Raw genomic sequence first — 17,544 nt, forward strand, 5'->3', positions numbered from 1 at the left:
CGGGACCTCTTAACCGAGGCTCTTGATGTTCCCGGATCGAGAGGCTGCCGTCGACTCCTCGTAGAAAACGTGGCAGGAACGCCCCTTCTCTTTTGCTTGGTATAGCGCCTGATCAGCAGCTTTCAAAATCTCGGCCCAGTTTTGCGTATCGATCTGTGTGGACAAGGCTGTTCCGATACTTGCGGATACCCTGCAGGCTGCGCCGTCGAACCGCATTGGCTGACGCAACCGCGCGATCAGTCGGTCGGCAATGGCGCACAGCACGCCACGATCGGTCAGGCCCTTGAAAATGAAAACGAACTCATCCCCACCAATCCTAGCAACCGTGTCATCGCTGCGGGTTTCCTCCAGCATGATCTTTGCGGCCTGCTGCAATACGAAATCCCCTGCCGCGTGGCCAAGACGGTCATTCACCGCTTTGAAGAAATCAAGATCCAGATGCATCAGCGCAAATGCCGACTTGGATTGGATCAGATGCCCCAGAATATGATCCATCGCGCGGCGATTCTTGAGCCCGGTCAACGTGTCGGTAAAGGCCTGCTTCTCAGCCGCCAACATCGCCCCCTGCAGGCGCAGGTTCAGGGATCTTGACGCCTCCATCGCGGCTGATTTGGCTTCAACCAGATACAGCAGCTCAATAGCCAGATCGGTTCCCGAAAAATCTGCGCTTGTCAGGGCATAGTCCCGTACAGCATCCAGAATTGAAATACCAAAGGACAGGTTGATCACCGCGCCCGAACCGCTGGGCAATGGGGCGATCAGCCCTTTCAATCCTGTACGAGGCTCATCCCGGAATCTCAGATGTAGACGACCTCCGGCTGTTGCCATCAGGGCGGGAACCGTGCTGATGGCGCGCGGACGGATCAATTCAAACAATGTCAAAAAATTCTCGCCAACCATGGTCTGATCCGGCCGCAACTTTTGCAATGTTGGACCGACCCGGCAAACATTGCCAGTGTCATCGATCAGAACAAACATAGGGCAGAGCGTTTTTAGCAGGTCTGCAAGATCCGACACATCCGTCACAGCTTTCGCGCTCCCAGATCAAATGCCCTGCCTTCTGCAAAGGCGCTTTCCACCAGCATGATCGAGATCACGTCAATACCGTCGCAATCCCCATCCTGGGACAGCATGACCAGCGCCCCGTAATCATCCGCCATGGCCCGCAAAACCCCGGTCATTACGCTCGAAAATCCGGGCAGGCCGGGGGCGCAATGCAATCGATATTCGGTCGGGGAACGCTCCCGCAACTCGAGCGCGGGCAGCGTCAGATCAGAAACGGCCAATCGCACGCGGTCGGATAGATCATCCAGCGAATGTAGAAACTCAACATAGGTAACGCCGCCAAATCGCAGCAAACGGCGCAAGTCTTCTGTGTTTGGATGCGAGACAAGATAAGTTCCTAAATCCTCGAGAAAATCGGCGCACGCGCGGTTCAGGTCAGCGCAAAGCGCATCCAGAACACGCGTCGTCACCGTGTCGTCATAGACCAGCATCGGCTCGAACTCGTCAAAACCCAGCTTGGCCAGATCGGTCGCACGCTGCCAGCACGACCGGCCATGTGTTGTGCAGACGAATGACTGTATCGCCCTGTTGATCAGTCCGTGCATGTTGGCCTCTGGATTCGGTCAACTCGCAGTCTGACCCCGGAAACCTTAACAAATCCCGAAAACCTGAGTGAATGGCCTTAGTTTCAAGCTGATACCAATCAGCGACTGACCGGCTTCAATCTAGAAATCCGTAGGTGCGCCGCCCTCTGACTTGCGCCTGGTGACAAATTCGGCCAGTTCCTCGCGGATGGCGTCGTCCATGGGCGGGGCTTCGAAATTGTTCACGATTTCCTTGAACATCCGATGGGCCCGTTCAGCCGTCCAAATTCCGCCCGCCGCGTCCCAGGCCTCAAAGTTCTTCCAGTCGCTCAGGAATGGCTGGTAAAACGCCGTGGCATAGCGATCCTGCGTGTGCTGGATGCCAAAGAAATGGCCATCGTTGCCAACATCGCGAATGGCTTCAAGAGCGATATCATCCGGGCCGGTCGCCGTCAGAGAAGGTTGCATATAGCGCTGAATTTGCTGCAGTATTTCACAATCCATCACAAATTTTTCGGGGCTCGCGATCAATCCTCCCTCAAGCCAACCGGCAGCGTGGTAAACCATGTTCGTCCCCGACTGAACCGCAGCCCAAAGCGAATTCGACGTCTCCCAGATCGCCTGACCGTCAGGTACATTAGCCGCGCATACCCCCGAGGACCGCATCGGCAGCCCGTAAAACCGCGCCATCTGACCGGTCATCTGGGTCGAACGCATGTATTCAGGCGTCCCAAACGCAGGCGCGCCGGATTTCATGTCCACGTTTGAGGTAAACGTACCGATCACGCAGGGGATTCCGGGCCGCACATATTGAAACAGGGCGATGGCACAAAGCGCTTCGGCCAATGACTGCGCCACGGCTCCGGCCATGGTTACGGGGGCCATGGCCCCGGCCAGCGTGAAGGGCGTAACCACGATCGCCTGCCCCCGTCGCGCCAGACGCAGGCAGCCGTCGATCATTGGATGGTCGTGCTTGAGCGGAGAGGTCGAGTTGATATTGGTATACATCCGTGGCGCGGCCTCAAATTCCTCGTGGCTGAGACCACCGGCAATTCGCACCATTTCCATCACATCCTCGACCCGCTCTTTGCCCAGCGAATAGGCGTGCATGGCCTTGTCCGTCAGCGTCAGCTTGTCATAGAGCACGTCCAGATGGCGCACGCTGGCGTGTATATCGACCGGCTCGACCGGATAGCCGCCTGCAAAATGGATGCAGTTGAAATACTGTGTCAGTTTCAGCAGGTCTTGGCACATGCGCCGATTGCCCGGAACCTTCTTGCCGATCTCCAGATCCCAGTAATTTGGCGGAGACGACACGTTGCCGAACAACAGGGTTTTCCCACCGATGGTGATCTGGTGATCAGGGTTACGCGGTGTGATCGTGAAAGACGACGGCGCCTTTGCGACCATCTCCATGACAAAATCACGCCCCATGCAGACATTGTCGCCGTTAATCGTGCACCCTGCCTCACGCAGGATACTGATGGCCTCTTCGTTGTAGAACTCGATGCCGATCTCTTCGAGGATGCGCATGGCCCCTTCATGAATCGCCTCGATCCCCTCGGGGCCCAGTGGTTCTGTTGGTCTGTCGGTATTCGTCGGAGGATTCCACGGCATCTGATCGATGACCGCGCTGCCCCGGCGCGCTGCGGCCCCGGCGCGACCGCCGCTACGACGTCGGGATGTGTTTGTGTCTGCCATGATGTCCTCCCGCAACCTGCTGACTTCAGCAAGCCCCGAACCACCATCAGCTGGCCGCTCTATCTGCGACAAGACATGTCGGTTTTGAGGGGTAGAGCGGCGAAAATCGCCCCGGTTGGACTATCTGGTCGCCAGCCAGCCGGGAATGTGTCCGATATCAGGTAGCACTACATCTGACAGAGGCTCCAGTTCCTCTGCCATGGCAAGACCGGTCAACACCCCGATTGTAACCATCCCGGCCGCGCGGCCGGCTTCAAGATCGTGGCGGCTGTCGCCGACCATCGCGATGCGCGACGGATCGATACCGACATGTCTTGAAAAGGCCAGCAATTGTCCCGGTCCCGGCTTGTGCCCATGGCCGCTGTCATATCCGGCGATAAAGTCGAAATGTTCGCGGACGCCGACCGAATCCAGATGTTGGACCGCCGGGCTTTCGGAATCATTTGTCGCCACACCCAGCTTGAGCCCTGCACTGCGTAAACCCATCAGAAACGCGTCGAGCGGAACCGCCTGCACCTGTTCCACCGTTGCCGATTCCCCGCTTAGCAAATCGACCAGTTCGTCATGCGTATAACCCGGAACATGCGGCTGCAGGACGTCGGCAATTTCCCCAACAGTTGCTGCGATTACGATGCTGTCAGGTTCGTAGCGCTGTTGCGCAAAGTCGAAACCAATGACTTTTCCCAGTTCGGCTGCCTGTTCGGCGTCGCCCTTGGCGAGACGCATCAGCGTGGTACGCCCGAAGACACCCCAGGTGGCGGCGAAATCAAACAAAGTGCCGTCTTTGTCAAAGAGTAAGGCATCAATGGTCATACCAAAGGCTCCTGTCAGGTCCAGTGTGTTTCCGCCTCGCCGGTCAACACCGACCGGGCCTGCCCCGGCAGCTCGTATGGCACTGAACTGGCGTCACAAAACCCCACGATCCAGGCATCGTCAAGCAATAGAAAATCCAGCACCGAAGTTAAGAACTCGGTCTCGCCCGCGCGGTCTTTCAGGTCTTGTGCCGATGCACCGGTGGCCCCCAGAAACACCGGCAGCAGGTCTTCATTTCCGACCAGCCAGCCCAAGGCATTCAGGGCCAGAGTTTCGGCGGAATCGGTTGAGATCGACATAAACTCGCCTCGTACACGGGATTGGAAAGGGTTTGTTAACCAGAGTCATAAACACTTTGGCAACACATGCAAAATCTAACGGTGACTCGCAATGTCTGTACAAGGCACGATACTTGTTCTCGATGGGGTGTCGACCAATCGCATCATGCTCAAGGTGCAACTGACGGCCGCCTGGTATCACGTCGTTCAGGGCGAGAAACTAACGGGGCTGCCAGCGTTGCTGCGTCGCACCCGCCCCGATCTGGTTCTGACGGCGCAGACCTTGTCTGACGGCACGGCAGCCGACGTCAAACAGGTTTTGACACGTGATCCGGCATTGGCAGATGTACCTGTGGTTGCCATTACTCCGCAGAACGACCGTGCCGCGCGTCTGCAGGCGCTGGCCAATGGGCTGGACGACGTGCTGGCCTATCCGTTCAAGGATACGCTGCTGCTGGCGCATGTACGCAGCCTGTTACGTGCCCGGGTCGAGCGGCAAGAGCTAAGGGTAAGGGACGATACGCCGTCCATCGGCTTTGCCGACCCGGCGGCTGCCCTGATTGCACCGCCCGAGCCGGGCCGGATCGCGGTACTGACCAGGACCGCCCGCACGGGAACCACCTGGAGCAGGGCGCTGGCGGGTCACCTTGCGGATCGGGTATCAAGCCACACCTTGCCAAGCCTCAAGGGCGTGCTGTCAGGCCCCGTTCCCGACGCCATAGTCGTCGAATTGGGGGCGGGTGCCAGCGGGCGAAACGTGCTTGCGGACCTGCGGTCACGGGTGGCAACCCGCCATACTGTCCTGATCGGCGTTGTTCAGACAGAGGACCCGGATCAGGCCGCCGCAGCGCTGGATTGGGGGGCCGACGCGGTGTGTCGGGGTGGATTCAATCCACAAGAAATTGCCTTGCGGCTGGAAAGTCAGATCGCGCGCAAGCGGCGGGATGACAGCCTGCGCGCGTCACTGCGCGACGGGCTGACCGACTCGCTGACAGACCCGTTGACCGGTCTTCGCAATCGCCGGTTCGCGATGCGAGCACTGCAGCAGATTATGGGGCAATCGTCGCAGACAGGCCGGAGTTTCGCGCTGATGCTGGCCGATCTGGATCATTTCAAAACGATCAACGACCAATATGGCCACGACGGTGGTGATCTTGTTCTGACCGAAGCCGCAAGGCGGCTACAACAAACCCTTGGCAGCACCGGCTTCGTCGCCCGGTTCGGAGGAGAAGAGTTCCTGCTTTGCCTGCCTGATGCCACGCAAAAGCAGGCGTTGCAACTGGCTGGCGCGATTTGCGACCGCATCTGCGCCGAGCCGTTTCAGGTACCGGAACCGGGCCCCCGGATACCAGTAACCATCAGCATCGGCCTCAAAATCTGCGACCCGGCAGATCGATGCTCTGTGGGAAATGCGGGTGCGGTCAACACCTTGCTGAAATCTGCGGATCGGGCGCTTTATGCGGCAAAGCAGGCTGGCCGAAATCAGGTCAGCATCCAGAAATCGGCCGCATAGGAGCCTAACCCGCTAGTCCCTCTTGGGCTTGCGTTTGCGGGGCGGGCCACGTTTCACCACATCTCCCAGCCGATCAGCATAGATCTGACGCTCACCATCGCTCATCTCGGTTACATAAACCAGCCATTCGCGATGCAGCGCCTCCTGCAAATCGGCAGTCGCCTGCACCTGCTGGTCCAGCAAAACCTGAACCGCCTCGGGGTCAAACGGAACCGAGCGCAAAGCCTGACTTAGACCTGCGAAATCCTGTTTGCGCCCTTCTGACCCCTTTCCGCGCAACCCGGATAACGCACCCCGCAGTTTCTTGCGGTCTTCCTTGGGCAGCGCATTATACAAAGCGACGCCAAAACCTGGCGGCGCTTTTGCATGGTCCCCACCACGGAAACGCAATGCTGTGCCAAGAATCGCGCCGACGACCAGAAGGTTCAGCGCCAGCGAGATCACCAACAGGATCGGAATCCATCTGCGTTTTGGTCCGGAACTTTCGCTCATTCCGCGTCCTCCAGAAACTCATCGTCCAAATTCAGTTCTGCAACCAGATAGGTTGTTTCCTGCCCTAGAATAAAGTCGGCAGGATCGGGCAGGAATGCTGGGGCCGAGAAGCCGATCCAGACGCCCGCAGCGCTAGCGGCAACCAATCCGCCAAGTGCACGCCATCCGCCGATTCCGTCAAATGCGGCGCGCCATGATCGCGATGTGGGCCGGTTCTTTGCGGCCAGACGCTGCAAACGGACAGCCTCGGCATCCGTTTCGATCCGAACCGCAAGGTCTTCGGGCAGGGTCGAGCGGGTTTTCCGAGCCTGCGCAAGCAGGTTTTCCAACTTGTCTTGGTCAGTCATTTTCATACCCCAATTCGTCACGGCGTCCGGCCAGAATGGCAGCCAGAGCCCTCTTCCCCCGCGCAGTCAAACTCTCGACCGCTTCGACCGAGATGTCCATTATCCCGGCGATTTCGGGGTTGGACAGCTCTTCGATGTGGCGCAGGATCACCGCTTGGCGTTGCCGGTCCGGTAATTCATCAAGCGCGATCTGCAGCGCATCCTTGCGCGCCGCATCCTGCATTTGATCCACCACGCTGGCCGCATCATCCGCGACCTCGGGCGCGTTCTCCAGCGCGTCAGGTCGTTTGCGGCGCCGCAGATCAACGCACAGATTTATCGTCACTCGATACAACCAAGTGGATACCTGCGCCTGCCCAGGAACCCAGTCCGGTGCCATCTGCCAAAGCCGCATCATTGCCTCTTGCGTCACATCCTCGGCCTCGGCCCGGTTTCCCAACATCCGCATCGCGACCGAATAGCTGCGCGGACCAAGCCGGTCGGTCAAAAGACGCGCAGCCATGGCATCACCCATCGCAAATCGGCCCAGCAACGCATCATCGCTGGGCTCGGGCACGGCGGCGGAACCGCCATGCCCCTGATCCGGGTAAGAGGTCAGATCCTCCATCCTGCATCAGTTGTTGTCAGAGCCCCGATTGCCCTTCCGCTTGTGCTTTCGGCCCATCTTGTCCTTGGCATCCGCATATTCCTGCTCCGAAATCGAACCGTCGCCATCTGCGTCGATCCGTTCAAACATCTTTGCGCCGCGGCGTGGTTTCGGCAACTCATCTTCGCTGAGGACACCATCCTTGTTTGCATCCTGCCGTTCGAAAAACTTCGCGGCGCGTTCATTGGCCTTGGTTTGCGCGGCGGCCTGCATTTCTTCAAGGCTGATCTGGCCATCGCCATCGGTGTCGGCATCGGTGAACCGCTTGTTGCGATGCGCCTCGATCTCGGCCTGAGTGACCTGGCCATCCCCATTTGCATCCAGTTCCTGGAAGGTCGCGGGTTGCCGGTCTTTCGATCCCTTGGCCAAAGCCGATGTGCCTGTCACTGCCACTGCGGCAAGTACAACCGCGGAAATAAAGCTCGCAGATTTCATATCAGATTTCCCTTGTTAACGCGGCTCTCATGCCGCTGCTGATACTTGATCAAACGCGCTGTGAATGGATTTCCGTCGCCATTTTCAAAATTTCTTGCTCTTCATCCAACGCTGCGCAGATTTCTGCTATGGTCGTTCTGCTGCCGCAAAGCGACGCATCCCCCTTTTCCAAGGCGAAGGTTAGACGCTATATCCTCAATATCTGAACGCGCGAGTATCAAGATGACAGATCATACAGTCGAGACAGCGATCGACAACGACCGCCCTACAAAACCAGCCCTGATCCGTGGGTTTCGCTGCAAATGCCCCAATTGCGGCGAGGGAAAGCTGTTGCACAGCTATCTCAAGGTCAATGATGAATGTGCAAACTGCGGGCAAGAGCTGTTTCATCACCGCGCCGATGACGGACCGGCCTATCTGACGATTCTGATTGTCGGACACCTGCTGGCCCCGGCCTTGCACGTCTCTTACGTGCATTGGCGCCCTGATCCGTGGACCATGGCGATTGCGTTTTCCGTTGGTTGCGTTGCCTTGTCGCTGTACCTGCTGCCCCGTCTCAAGGGGGTGGTCGTTGCCTACCAGTGGGCACGGCGTATGCATGGATTCGGCAATACTGCATGAACGCTGACAAGACCGCCATCCGCAATGCCGCCACGGTGATCGTGATCCGCGACCGTGCGGGCGACCCTTCCATACTGATGGGGCAACGCGGGGCAAAGGCGGCCTTTATGCCAAACAAATTCGTCTTTCCCGGTGGTGCCGTCGATGCTGCCGATGCCGCTGTTCCTCTGGCCAATCCTCTGCCCCAGATCTGCCGCGAGCGTCTGGCGCTGCGATCGGAAACCGGGCTGGCGCACGCCCTGGCCGCCGCTGCAATCCGTGAGCTATGGGAGGAAACCGGCCTGATCCTTGGCCAACCGGGGCAGTGGCCAGGCACCCCGCCCAAGGACTGGCGCGGCTTTGCCGAGATGGGGTTTGTCCCCGCAGCCGACGCTTTGCAATTTGTGTTTCGCGCAGTGACCCCTCCGGGGCGACCGCGCCGGTTTGATGCGCGGTTTTTTCTGGCGGACGCGGATGCGATTCAGGGCGATCTGGATGATTTCACCCACGCCTCGGACGAGCTTTCGCATCTGCAGTGGGTTCCGATCTCGCAAGCCCGCGCATTCGATTTGCCCTTTATCACCGAAGTGGTGCTGGCCGAAGTCGCGGCCCGCGCCCATGACCGCGCCCCGCCCGAAAGCGTGCCCTTCTTTCTGAACAAGGAGGAAGAAAGCCTGTTTTTGCAGCTCAAAGGCTATCCCATGCCGCAGGATGGCCCTTAGCGGTCAGCGCATCCGGCTGACCACCACCGTTACTTCGGGCTTTTTGCCAAGCTCTGCCTTGGCGCTCTGGCGAACGATCCGGCGCAGTTCTTCTTCCAGCTTGTCGTCATCACGCAGGGTCTTTGCACCCGCGCGCATGAGGAACTGGTTCAGATCCTCTTCAAGAACCTCGATCAGCCCTGCGTTCGACGCACCCGTTTCCGGCAGGCCAATTGTATCGCACCAAGGCTCGCCCAGCGGCTCGTCCTCTTCGTCCAGAATGACGGTAACGGTGACATGGCCGTTCAGGGCCATGCGGATACGGTCGCGAACAACACCGTCCAGTGCCCCAATCTTGACCGTTCCGTCCAGATACGTCCGGCCCGTCTCGACGTAATCCGCCACTGTTGGTGCGTTTCCGGTCAGGTCCAGCATGGTGCCGTTCACGGCCAGAATACCGGTGCGCCCCCTGGCTTCGGCCAGCTTGGCGTGCTCGCGCAGGTGGCGATGTTCACCGTGCATCGGGATGACCATCTGCGGGTCGATCAGCGCGTGCACCTTCTCAAGATCCGGGCGGTTTGCGTGCCCAGAAACATGATAAAGACCTGAACTGTCGTCTACCACATCCACGCCCTTTTCACTGAGCTGGTTGATGATGCGGATCACACCTTTTTCGTTGCCCGGAATGGTTTTTGACGAAAACAGGAACAGATCCCCTTCTTTCGCCTCAAGCCCGCGATACTTGCCCCTTGCCAGTTGGGCGCTAGCCGCACGTCGTTCTCCCTGACTGCCGGTGACAATCAGCATCAGGTTCTGGCGAGGGACATCAACCGCCTCTTCCGCGCTGATCACCTTGGGGAAATCCGTCAGGATACCGGTCTCGGTTGCTGCTTCAATCATCCGCCGCATTGCGCGGCCCAGCAAAACGACCGAGCGTCCGGCCCGTTGCCCGGCCTCGGCCAGTGTTTTCACCCGCGCCACGTTCGAGGCAAAGGTGGTTGCGATCACCATCCCGCTGGCCTCTTGGACTAGCCGGGTGATTTCGGGGCCAACCTCGGATTCGGAACGGCCCGGATGGGTCGAAAACACGTTGGTGCTGTCGCAGACCAGCGCTTTGACACCCGGTTTTGCAACCTCGGCCCAAAGGTCGGGGTCGAAGGGTTCCCCCACCACCGGGTTTGCGTCCAGTTTGAAATCGCCCGAATGCACGATCCGCCCGGCAGGTGTTTCTATCACCAGCGCAGCACTTTCGGGGATCGAGTGCGACACCGGCAGGAACCCAACAGAGAACGGGCCAGCCTTGATCTGTTCCGGCCAAGCCGAGGCAGTTTGAACCGCCTCAGGCGGATGACCATGCTCTTCCATCTTGCGACGGGCAATATTTGCGGTAAAGGCGCGCGCATGGATCGGCGCGCCCAGATCCGCATAGCAATGGGCTACGGCCCCCACATGATCTTCGTGCGCATGGGTGACAAATATCGCCTCAAGCCGATCGGCACGTTCCTTCAGCCATGTGATATCGGCAAAGATCAAATCGACCCCAGGCGACGTGTCCATGTCAGGAAAGGCAACGCCCAGATCGACGAGGATCAGGCGTTCCTTCCCCGGTTTGCCGTAGCCGTAAACATAGGCATTCATGCCGATTTCACCTGCACCGCCCAGCGGCAGATAGATCAGTCTTTCGCTGCTCATGTTGAGCCAATTTCCTTGTTATAGCGATGAATCACGGTCAGCCCGTGCATCGTCAGATCGTCTTCGAATTCGTCAAACAGGTCAGCTGCCTGCTGAAACAACGGGGCCAGCCCGCCGGTCGAAATTACCTTCATCGGCACCCCGGATTCGCCTTTGATACGCGCACATATCTCACGCACGAGCCCGACATAGCCCCAGAACACGCCCGACTGGATACATTCAACGGTGTGCGTGCCGATTACCTTCTGTGGCTTCGAAATGTCGACATGCGGCAACGCCGCTGCAGCGAGATGTAGGGCCTCAAGGCTGAGATTTACACCAGGTGCGATGACCCCTCCAACATAGGCCCCATCATGAGCCACAACGTCGAAGGTTGTCGCAGTGCCGAAATCGACCACGATCAGATCTCCGCCAAACCTCTCGTAAGCGCCCGCCGTGTTCACCAGCCGATCCGGCCCCACCTGCGTCCCCTCGTCAACGCGCGGGTTGGCGGGTAGCAGGCAATCGGGCTTGCCGACCACCAGAGGCCGACAGCCAAAAAAGCGGTCCGCAAAGACGCGCAGGTTAAAAACCACTCGCGGCACCGTGGACGAGATGATCACATCGGTAATGTCCACCTCGATCCCATAGTGTTTCACCAGCGTCGAATACCACGTGAAATACGCATCCGCCGTCCGCGCATGATGGGTCGAGGTACGCAGGGTACACAGGAATTTCTCGCCATCCCAGATCGAGAAAACGGTGTTTGTATTGCCGCAATCAATGGCCAGAAGCATATGCGCCCCCTTCAGAAATAGACATCCGCGGCAGGAATGCTGACACGGCCCTTGGCGGTGTTTAGGACAAGGTTGCCGCCTGCGTCCACCGTTTCAAAGGTTCCCACCGTCTCAGAACTGGCGGTACGGGCGGTGATGACCTCGCCCAGCCGGGCCGCACGCGACAACCATGCGGTGCGAATGGGGTCGAACCCGTATGTAGTAAACTGGGATTCGTATCTAGCAAAGGCCGCGGCCAGTTCAGTCAGAAAATCCTCGGGCGAGACCTGAGCGCCGGTCTCGGACATCAGCGATACGGGGCGCACTGCACCGGGTTCGACCTTGTCAGCCGCCGGTGCCTCGGACAGGTTGACGCCGACGCCGATGGACAGGTGCATCACTCCTTTGCCTTGACCGGTACTTTCCAGCAATATCCCGGCTAGCTTGCCGCCGTTCAGCAGTACATCATTGGGCCATTTCAACGACAGCCCTTGCGCCCGCCCCGTCACTGCCACACACGCGTCAAACAGCGCCAACGCCGCGACGAAACTGCGTAATGCCGCCTGTTCGGGATTTCCATCAGGCCGCATCAGCAAGGTCGCTGCAAGATTCCCCTTGGGGTTGGCCCAGGCCCTGCCCCGCCGTCCGCGCGCCGCCGTTTGATGGTGCGCCATGATCCAGACCGGACCTGTCGCCGTGGGTGCGATCCGGGCGGCTTCGTTCAGGGTGCTGTCAACCTGCTGCAGCACATGCAGGCCATATCCCTGCGGCCAATCGGTCATGTCAGATAGGGCCGTTCAGCCGATCGGCCCGTGGCGCGTCCGACCTGAACATGCTCATTTGACAAGCGTTGCCGCAGCGGCAGCCGCCGCACCTTCTACGCCGAACTGGTAGAAAACGCCGACCAGCATCAACGCAGCCGAGCCCATCAGCGCCCCCCACAAGACCGGCGAGAACCGGGTTTCGATCGGATCTTCGTTCTCGGCCCCGAAATACATGTAGAACACGATCCGCAGATAATAGAACGCACCGATGACCGAGGCGATGGCCGACACGATGACCAGCCCAAACAGATCAGCCTGAACACCGGCCTGCCATACGCCGAATTTGGCAAAGAATCCCAGCATGGGCGGAACTCCCGCAAGGCTGAACATCAGGATCAGCAAGGCCAGTGCCTTGCCCGGATCCCGCTTGGCAAACTGTCGCAACGCGTCGATATCGGTGACGGGCTTGCCGTCGCGCTCCATCATCAGGATGAAGGCAAAAGTGCCGATATTCATGGTCACATAGATCGCCAGATACATCAGCATCGCTTTGATACCCAACTCGGTTCCCGCTGCCAGACCAATCAGGGCGTACCCCATATGGGCAATCGACGAAAACGCCATAAGCCGTTTGATGTCGCGCTGCCCGATTGCCGCGACCGCGCCCAGCAGCATCGACAAGACCGAAAGCAGCACGATCACCTGCTGCCAGTCCTTGACCACACCACCGAACGCGTCATGCAGCAGACGCGCAAACAGCGCCATCGCGGCGACTTTCGGGGCGGTGGCAAAGAAAGCGGTGATCGGGGTCGGAGAGCCTTCGTACACGTCCGGCGTCCACATATGGAACGGCACCGCCGAAACCTTGAATGCCAGCCCGGCGATCAGGAAGACAAGACCAAACAACAGACCAAGCGACAGATCGTCGTGATGCACCGTCTGGATGATGCCCGAGAACAGCGTGGTGCCGGTAAAGCCATAAACCAGCGAAGCGCCATACAGCAGCAGACCGGAACTGAGCGCGCCAAGCACGAAATACTTCAAACCGGCCTCGGTCGATTTCGCACTGTCCCGGCGCAGGGCTGCGACGACATACAGAGACAGGGATTGCAGTTCCAACCCCATATAAAGCGACATCAGATCGCCCGCGCTGACCATCATCATCATGCCCACGGCGGCAAGTGCCACCAACAACGGGTACTCAAACCGCAGCAAGTTACGGCGCGCCATGTAGTCCTGGCTCATCAGCAGCACGGCTGAGGCAGACAGCAGGATCGCGACCTTGGAAAACCGCGCAAAGCTGTCATCCACAAACATGCCGTTGAAGGCCACGTTGGTGCCGCTGCCATTCACCGCGATCCAGATGGCCAGTACCGCCATCAGACCTGACGTGGCCCAGACCAGCGCAGGTGCCAGCCCATCCTTGGTGGTGTAAACAGCCCCGATCAGCGCGACCATCGCATAGATCGCCAGAATGATTTCCGGCAGGATAATTGTCAGATCAGCCTGGATCATGTCTCCAAAGCCCCCTTAGTGCGATGCGGCCGACTGGGTCGCGGCCTCTGCCGCGGCCAGTGCCGAGTCATAGTTCGAAATCAGCGCCGTGGTGGAATTGCCGATCACATCTGTCACCAGAGACGGGTAGACGCCCAGCAAAATGGTCATCACGATCAGCGGCGCAAAGATCAGCCGCTCGCGCGAGCTCATGTCGGTGATGGCCTTCAGGCTTTCCTTGATCAGGTCGCCAAACACGACCCGGCGGTAGAGCCACAGCGCATAGCCGGCCGAGAAGATCACACCGGTCGCGGCCACCGCCGTCACCCATGTGTTGACCTGGAACGCGCCCATCAGGGTCAGGAATTCTCCGATAAACCCGGACGTGCCCGGCAGGCCTACATTGGCCATGGTGAACAGCATGAAGACCAGCGCATAGGCAGGCATCCGGATCACCAGCCCACCGTAGGCGTCGATATCGCGGGTGTGCATCCGGTCGTAGATCACACCGACACACAGGAAGAGCGCTGCCGAGATAAACCCGTGGCTGAGCATCTGGAAGATCGCGCCATCAATGCCCTGCTGGTTCGCCGCAAAGATACCCATGGTCACAAAGCCCATATGCGCGACCGAGGAATAAGCGATCAGCTTCTTCATGTCTTCCTGCACCAGCGCCACCAGTGAGGTGTAGACAACAGCAATCGCCGACATCCACAGCACCAGATCGGTCATCACCGCAGATCCCACCGGGAACATCGGCAGGCTGAACCGCAGAAAGCCATAGCCGCCCATCTTCAGAAGGATCGCTGCCAGCACAACCGAGCCCGCCGTCGGGGCCTGCACGTGTGCATCCGGCAACCAGGTGTGCACCGGCCACATCGGCATCTTCACCGCGAATGAGGCGAAGAAGGCGAGGAACATCAGCGTCTGCATTCCGCCGACGATATAGATGCCCAGCACGCTGAACCCTTCGGACGAGAAGTGGTGCAGCATCAACGCCTCGATATCCGTGGTGCCCGCATCCACATACATCGCAACCATCGCAACCAGCATGAGCACCGAACCGAGGAAGGTGTAGAGGAAGAACTTGAAGCTGGCATAAATCCGGTTCGCGCCGCCCCAGATACCAATGATCAGGAACATCGGGATCAGACCAGCCTCGAAGAACAGGTAGAACAGCACCAGATCCAGCGCCATGAACACGCCCAGCATCAGCGTTTCCAGCAGCAGGAAGGCGATCATGTATTCCTTGACGCGATCCGTAACCTGCCAGCTGGCCAGAATGGTCAGCGGCATGATGAAGGTGGTCAGCAGCACGAACAGAACACTGATACCGTCGACGCCCATCTTGTATTTCAGGCCCAGCAGCCACTGCCCCTCTTCCACCATCTGGAAGCCGGTGTTGTTGGGGTCAAAGCCGGTATAGATGCCGATCGAGACCAGAAAAGTCACGGTCGTCGCCACCAGCGCAACCCATTTGGCATTGCGTTGTGCAGCGGCATCGTCGCCATGCAGGAACAGGGCCAGAATGCCTGCGGCGATGGCGGGGATGAAGGTGACAATAGATAGGATATTGTCCATTAGTGCGCGCCTCCGCCGATCGACATCCAGGTGACAAGGGCAGCAATCCCCAAGACCATCCAGAAGGCGTAAGTAAAGATGTAACCGGTCTGAGCCTTCCCTGCGAGACGGGTGAAGAAGGGCACAACACCCATCGCAATCCCGTTCAGGAGGCCATCGATTGTGTTGCCGTCACCGCGCTTCCACAGGAACCGGCCAAGCGCCACGGTGGGTTTGACAAAGATCGCATCGTAGATTTCGTCAAAATACCACTTGTTCAGCAGGAACAGATACAACGGACGCTGATTTGCAGCCAGCCGCCCGGGCAGCGAAGTGTTCACGATATAGAACCAGTAGGCCACGATAAACCCAAGCAGCATCGCAACGAATGGCGAGACCTTGACCCATTTCGGTGCCGCATGTGCATCGTCCAACACATGGTTGTCCGGCGCCATATAAAGCGCGCCCTCACCCGGCTCACCAGCAAAGACATAGTGGTGATCGCCATGGGCGTCTTTCTCACCGTGCCCGTCATCCGCATGGGCGTTACCGTGGCTGTCGTCGGCGTGGGCGTCATCCTCATGCGCCGTATCCGCCGCATGGTCTCCGCCCTCAGCATGTTCCGAGGCCTCAGCGACCGGAATGCCGTAGAACTTGCCGACCTTGTCCGCGTGACCAAAGAAGTTGCCGTACCAGATCATCCCCGCAAACACCGCACCCAGCGATAGAACACCAAGCGGAATCAGCATGACCATCGGGCTTTCATGCGCGTGCTCATGCGTGTGCTTGTCCCCACGCTCTTCGCCATAGAAAGTCAGGAAAATCAGACGCCAGCTGTAGAAAGAGGTGAACATCGCCGCGATCACCAGCATCCAGAAGGCATAGCCGGTGCCGCCCGCATAGGCACTTTCGATGATGGCGTCCTTGGACAGGAACCCAGCAAAGCCGAAGGTGGTCAGCGGAACGCCGACGCCGGTGATGGCCAGCGTGCCGATCATCATCGCCCAGAACGTATAGGGGATCTTCTTCCGCAGCCCGCCATATTCGGTCATCTCCTGCTCGTGATGCATCGCATGGATCACCGAACCGGCCCCAAGGAACAAAAGCGCCTTGAAGAACGCGTGTGTCAGCAGGTGGAACATCGCTGCCGAGTACATCCCGACGCCAGCGGCAACGAACATGTACCCAAGCTGAGAACAGGTCGAATACGCGATGACGCGCTTGATGTCGGTCTGCACCAGCCCCACGGTCGCCGCGAAGAACGCGGTCGACGCGCCAAGAAAGGTGATGAACCCAGTCGCGCCCGGAGCGAACTCCATCAGCGGCGACATGCGGCAGACGAGGAACACGCCCGCGGTCACCATGGTCGCAGCGTGGATCAGGGCCGACACTGGCGTCGGGCCTTCCATCGCGTCCGGCAACCACGTGTGCAGGATCAACTGCGCCGATTTACCCATCGCACCGATGAACAGCAGGACGCAGATCACCTCAACGGCGTTCCACTCACCCCACAGGAAATGCAACTGCGTTTCCGACAGGGTCGCAGCCGAGGCAAAGATGTCTGAAAAATTGATGCTGTCGGTCAGCAAGAACAGCGCAAAGATACCCAGCGCAAAGCCAAAGTCGCCGACTCGGTTGACAATGAACGCCTTCATCGCCGCCGCATTGGCCGACGGCTTGCGATAGTAGAACCCGATCAACAGGTACGAGGCGACGCCCACGCCCTCCCAGCCAAAGAACATCTGCACCAGATTGTCCGCCGTCACCAGCATCAGCATGGCGAAGGTGAAGAAGGACAGATAGGCAAAGAACCGCGGCTTATAGCTCTCGCCTTCGCGCCATTGCGGGTCGTGATCCATGTAGCCAAAGGAATAGAGGTGCACGAGCGCCGAAACCGTCGTCACCACAATCAGCATGATCGCGGTCAGCCGGTCCAGACGGATCGCCCAGCTTGTCGACAACGAGCCGCTCTCGATCCAGCGCATGATCTCGATCTGTTGCGTCACCCCGTCAAAGGTGAAGAACACGATCCAAGACAGCAGACAGGCCAGAAACAGCAGGCCCGTTGCGGTCCACATGGCGGCCTTTTCGCCAATAAAGCGCCAGCCAAATCCGCAGAGCAGCGCGCCCACCAGCGGGGCAAAGAGGATGGTGGTTTCCATAG

The 17,544-nt window shown here is 59.0% G+C and carries 18 protein-coding genes; 3 read left to right on the forward strand and 15 right to left on the reverse strand.

Going from position 1 to position 17,544, the window contains the following annotated elements:
- Positions 1 to 9: 9 nt before the first annotated feature.
- From ACR0FG_RS12940 to ACR0FG_RS12960, 5 genes are all read right to left on the reverse strand, one after another.
- A complete protein-coding gene (locus ACR0FG_RS12940; protein ID WP_480893508.1) occupies positions 10 to 978 on the reverse strand; it encodes a diguanylate cyclase domain-containing protein in 969 nt (322 codons plus the stop codon).
- Positions 979 to 1,022: 44 nt separating this feature from the next.
- Positions 1,023 to 1,610, reverse strand: coding sequence for a heme NO-binding domain-containing protein (locus ACR0FG_RS12945; protein ID WP_480893425.1), 588 nt, complete (start codon positions 1,608 to 1,610; stop codon positions 1,023 to 1,025).
- Between the two features lie 120 nt (positions 1,611 to 1,730).
- Complete coding sequence (locus ACR0FG_RS12950; protein ID WP_480893426.1) at positions 1,731 to 3,290, reverse strand: trimethylamine methyltransferase family protein; 1,560 nt, start codon at positions 3,288 to 3,290, stop codon at positions 1,731 to 1,733.
- Positions 3,291 to 3,410: 120 nt separating this feature from the next.
- Positions 3,411 to 4,103: an HAD family hydrolase gene (locus tag ACR0FG_RS12955; protein ID WP_480893427.1), complete on the reverse strand. Its 693-nt coding sequence runs from the start codon at positions 4,101 to 4,103 to the stop codon at positions 3,411 to 3,413.
- 14 nt (positions 4,104 to 4,117) lie between these two features.
- On the reverse strand, positions 4,118 to 4,402 hold the full coding sequence (locus ACR0FG_RS12960) for a DUF3572 domain-containing protein (RefSeq protein ID WP_480893428.1): 285 nt from the start codon (positions 4,400 to 4,402) through the stop codon (positions 4,118 to 4,120).
- A 91-nt stretch (positions 4,403 to 4,493) separates the two neighbouring features.
- Here ACR0FG_RS12960 and ACR0FG_RS12965 point away from each other — a divergent pair, with 91 nt between their 5' ends.
- Positions 4,494 to 5,894: a diguanylate cyclase gene (locus ACR0FG_RS12965; protein WP_480893429.1), complete on the forward strand. Its 1,401-nt coding sequence runs from the start codon at positions 4,494 to 4,496 to the stop codon at positions 5,892 to 5,894.
- Between the two features lie 12 nt (positions 5,895 to 5,906).
- Here ACR0FG_RS12965 and ACR0FG_RS12970 read toward each other — a convergent pair whose 3' ends face one another.
- From ACR0FG_RS12970 to ACR0FG_RS12985, 4 genes are read right to left on the reverse strand one after another with little or no spacing between them, the layout of a single operon-like run.
- Positions 5,907 to 6,386 carry a periplasmic heavy metal sensor gene (locus tag ACR0FG_RS12970; RefSeq protein ID WP_170710147.1) on the reverse strand — a complete coding sequence of 160 codons (480 nt, stop codon included), beginning with the start codon at positions 6,384 to 6,386 and terminating at the stop codon, positions 5,907 to 5,909.
- Positions 6,383 to 6,733 (reverse strand): hypothetical protein, encoded by a 351-nt coding sequence (locus tag ACR0FG_RS12975; protein ID WP_480893430.1) that lies wholly within the window; start codon positions 6,731 to 6,733, stop codon positions 6,383 to 6,385. Before ACR0FG_RS12975 ends, ACR0FG_RS12970 begins: the two co-directional genes overlap by 4 nt.
- On the reverse strand, positions 6,726 to 7,340 hold the full coding sequence (locus ACR0FG_RS12980) for an RNA polymerase sigma factor (RefSeq protein WP_480893431.1): 615 nt from the start codon (positions 7,338 to 7,340) through the stop codon (positions 6,726 to 6,728). The genes ACR0FG_RS12975 and ACR0FG_RS12980 overlap by 8 nt, the downstream gene beginning before the upstream one ends.
- 6 nt (positions 7,341 to 7,346) lie before the next feature.
- Positions 7,347 to 7,814, reverse strand: a complete 468-nt coding sequence (locus tag ACR0FG_RS12985) for an EF-hand domain-containing protein (protein WP_170710150.1) — start codon at positions 7,812 to 7,814, stop codon at positions 7,347 to 7,349.
- 222 nt (positions 7,815 to 8,036) lie between these two features.
- Between ACR0FG_RS12985 and ACR0FG_RS12990 the strand changes: the two genes are divergently transcribed.
- Positions 8,037 to 8,435 (forward strand): DUF983 domain-containing protein, encoded by a 399-nt coding sequence (locus ACR0FG_RS12990; protein WP_170710152.1) that lies wholly within the window; start codon positions 8,037 to 8,039, stop codon positions 8,433 to 8,435.
- Positions 8,432 to 9,136 carry an NUDIX hydrolase gene (locus ACR0FG_RS12995; RefSeq protein ID WP_480893432.1) on the forward strand — a complete coding sequence of 235 codons (705 nt, stop codon included), beginning with the start codon at positions 8,432 to 8,434 and terminating at the stop codon, positions 9,134 to 9,136. Before ACR0FG_RS12990 ends, ACR0FG_RS12995 begins: the two co-directional genes overlap by 4 nt.
- Before the next feature lie 3 nt (positions 9,137 to 9,139).
- Here the strand turns inward: ACR0FG_RS12995 and ACR0FG_RS13000 are convergent, their stop codons facing one another.
- The 6 genes from ACR0FG_RS13000 to nuoL are packed head-to-tail and all read right to left on the reverse strand — an operon-like array spanning position 9,140 to position 17,542.
- A complete protein-coding gene (locus ACR0FG_RS13000) occupies positions 9,140 to 10,807 on the reverse strand; it encodes a ribonuclease J (protein WP_480893433.1) in 1,668 nt (555 codons plus the stop codon).
- Entirely contained in the window at positions 10,804 to 11,583 is a 780-nt protein-coding gene (locus ACR0FG_RS13005) for a type III pantothenate kinase (protein ID WP_480893434.1), read from the reverse strand. Before ACR0FG_RS13005 ends, ACR0FG_RS13000 begins: the two co-directional genes overlap by 4 nt.
- An 11-nt stretch (positions 11,584 to 11,594) precedes the next feature.
- Entirely contained in the window at positions 11,595 to 12,344 is a 750-nt protein-coding gene (locus ACR0FG_RS13010; RefSeq protein ID WP_480893435.1) for a biotin--[acetyl-CoA-carboxylase] ligase, read from the reverse strand.
- Between the two features lie 54 nt (positions 12,345 to 12,398).
- Positions 12,399 to 13,841, reverse strand: a complete 1,443-nt coding sequence (gene nuoN, locus ACR0FG_RS13015; protein ID WP_480893436.1) for an NADH-quinone oxidoreductase subunit NuoN — start codon at positions 13,839 to 13,841, stop codon at positions 12,399 to 12,401.
- A 15-nt stretch (positions 13,842 to 13,856) separates the two neighbouring features.
- A complete protein-coding gene (locus ACR0FG_RS13020; RefSeq protein ID WP_170710158.1) occupies positions 13,857 to 15,401 on the reverse strand; it encodes an NADH-quinone oxidoreductase subunit M in 1,545 nt (514 codons plus the stop codon).
- Positions 15,401 to 17,542, reverse strand: a complete 2,142-nt coding sequence (gene nuoL, locus ACR0FG_RS13025; RefSeq protein ID WP_480893437.1) for an NADH-quinone oxidoreductase subunit L — start codon at positions 17,540 to 17,542, stop codon at positions 15,401 to 15,403. The genes ACR0FG_RS13020 and nuoL overlap by 1 nt, the downstream gene beginning before the upstream one ends.
- Positions 17,543 to 17,544 lie beyond the last annotated feature (2 nt).

It is taken from the genome of Ruegeria sp. E1 (assembly GCF_056534225.1).

What these genes read in the sequence shown, in the direction of transcription:
- nuoN (WP_480893436.1), bottom strand. Translation starts at nt 13,841, where the DNA reads ATGATCCAGGCTGATCTGACAATTATCCTGCCGGAAATCATTCTGGCG.
- ACR0FG_RS12965 (WP_480893429.1), top strand. Translation starts at nt 4,494, where the DNA reads ATGTCTGTACAAGGCACGATACTTGTTCTCGATGGGGTGTCGACCAAT.
- ACR0FG_RS13010 (WP_480893435.1), bottom strand. Translation starts at nt 12,344, where the DNA reads ATGACCGATTGGCCGCAGGGATATGGCCTGCATGTGCTGCAGCAGGTT.
- ACR0FG_RS12970 (WP_170710147.1), bottom strand. Translation starts at nt 6,386, where the DNA reads ATGAGCGAAAGTTCCGGACCAAAACGCAGATGGATTCCGATCCTGTTG.
- ACR0FG_RS12985 (WP_170710150.1), bottom strand. Translation starts at nt 7,814, where the DNA reads ATGAAATCTGCGAGCTTTATTTCCGCGGTTGTACTTGCCGCAGTGGCA.
- ACR0FG_RS13005 (WP_480893434.1), bottom strand. Translation starts at nt 11,583, where the DNA reads ATGCTTCTGGCCATTGATTGCGGCAATACAAACACCGTTTTCTCGATC.
- ACR0FG_RS13000 (WP_480893433.1), bottom strand. Translation starts at nt 10,807, where the DNA reads ATGAGCAGCGAAAGACTGATCTATCTGCCGCTGGGCGGTGCAGGTGAA.
- nuoL (WP_480893437.1), bottom strand. Translation starts at nt 17,542, where the DNA reads ATGGAAACCACCATCCTCTTTGCCCCGCTGGTGGGCGCGCTGCTCTGC.
- ACR0FG_RS12995 (WP_480893432.1), top strand. Translation starts at nt 8,432, where the DNA reads ATGAACGCTGACAAGACCGCCATCCGCAATGCCGCCACGGTGATCGTG.
- ACR0FG_RS12980 (WP_480893431.1), bottom strand. Translation starts at nt 7,340, where the DNA reads ATGGAGGATCTGACCTCTTACCCGGATCAGGGGCATGGCGGTTCCGCC.
- ACR0FG_RS13020 (WP_170710158.1), bottom strand. Translation starts at nt 15,401, where the DNA reads ATGGACAATATCCTATCTATTGTCACCTTCATCCCCGCCATCGCCGCA.
- ACR0FG_RS12990 (WP_170710152.1), top strand. Translation starts at nt 8,037, where the DNA reads ATGACAGATCATACAGTCGAGACAGCGATCGACAACGACCGCCCTACA.
- ACR0FG_RS12955 (WP_480893427.1), bottom strand. Translation starts at nt 4,103, where the DNA reads ATGACCATTGATGCCTTACTCTTTGACAAAGACGGCACTTTGTTTGAT.
- ACR0FG_RS12960 (WP_480893428.1), bottom strand. Translation starts at nt 4,402, where the DNA reads ATGTCGATCTCAACCGATTCCGCCGAAACTCTGGCCCTGAATGCCTTG.
- ACR0FG_RS12950 (WP_480893426.1), bottom strand. Translation starts at nt 3,290, where the DNA reads ATGGCAGACACAAACACATCCCGACGTCGTAGCGGCGGTCGCGCCGGG.
- ACR0FG_RS12945 (WP_480893425.1), bottom strand. Translation starts at nt 1,610, where the DNA reads ATGCACGGACTGATCAACAGGGCGATACAGTCATTCGTCTGCACAACA.
- ACR0FG_RS12975 (WP_480893430.1), bottom strand. Translation starts at nt 6,733, where the DNA reads ATGACTGACCAAGACAAGTTGGAAAACCTGCTTGCGCAGGCTCGGAAA.
- ACR0FG_RS12940 (WP_480893508.1), bottom strand. Translation starts at nt 978, where the DNA reads ATGTTTGTTCTGATCGATGACACTGGCAATGTTTGCCGGGTCGGTCCA.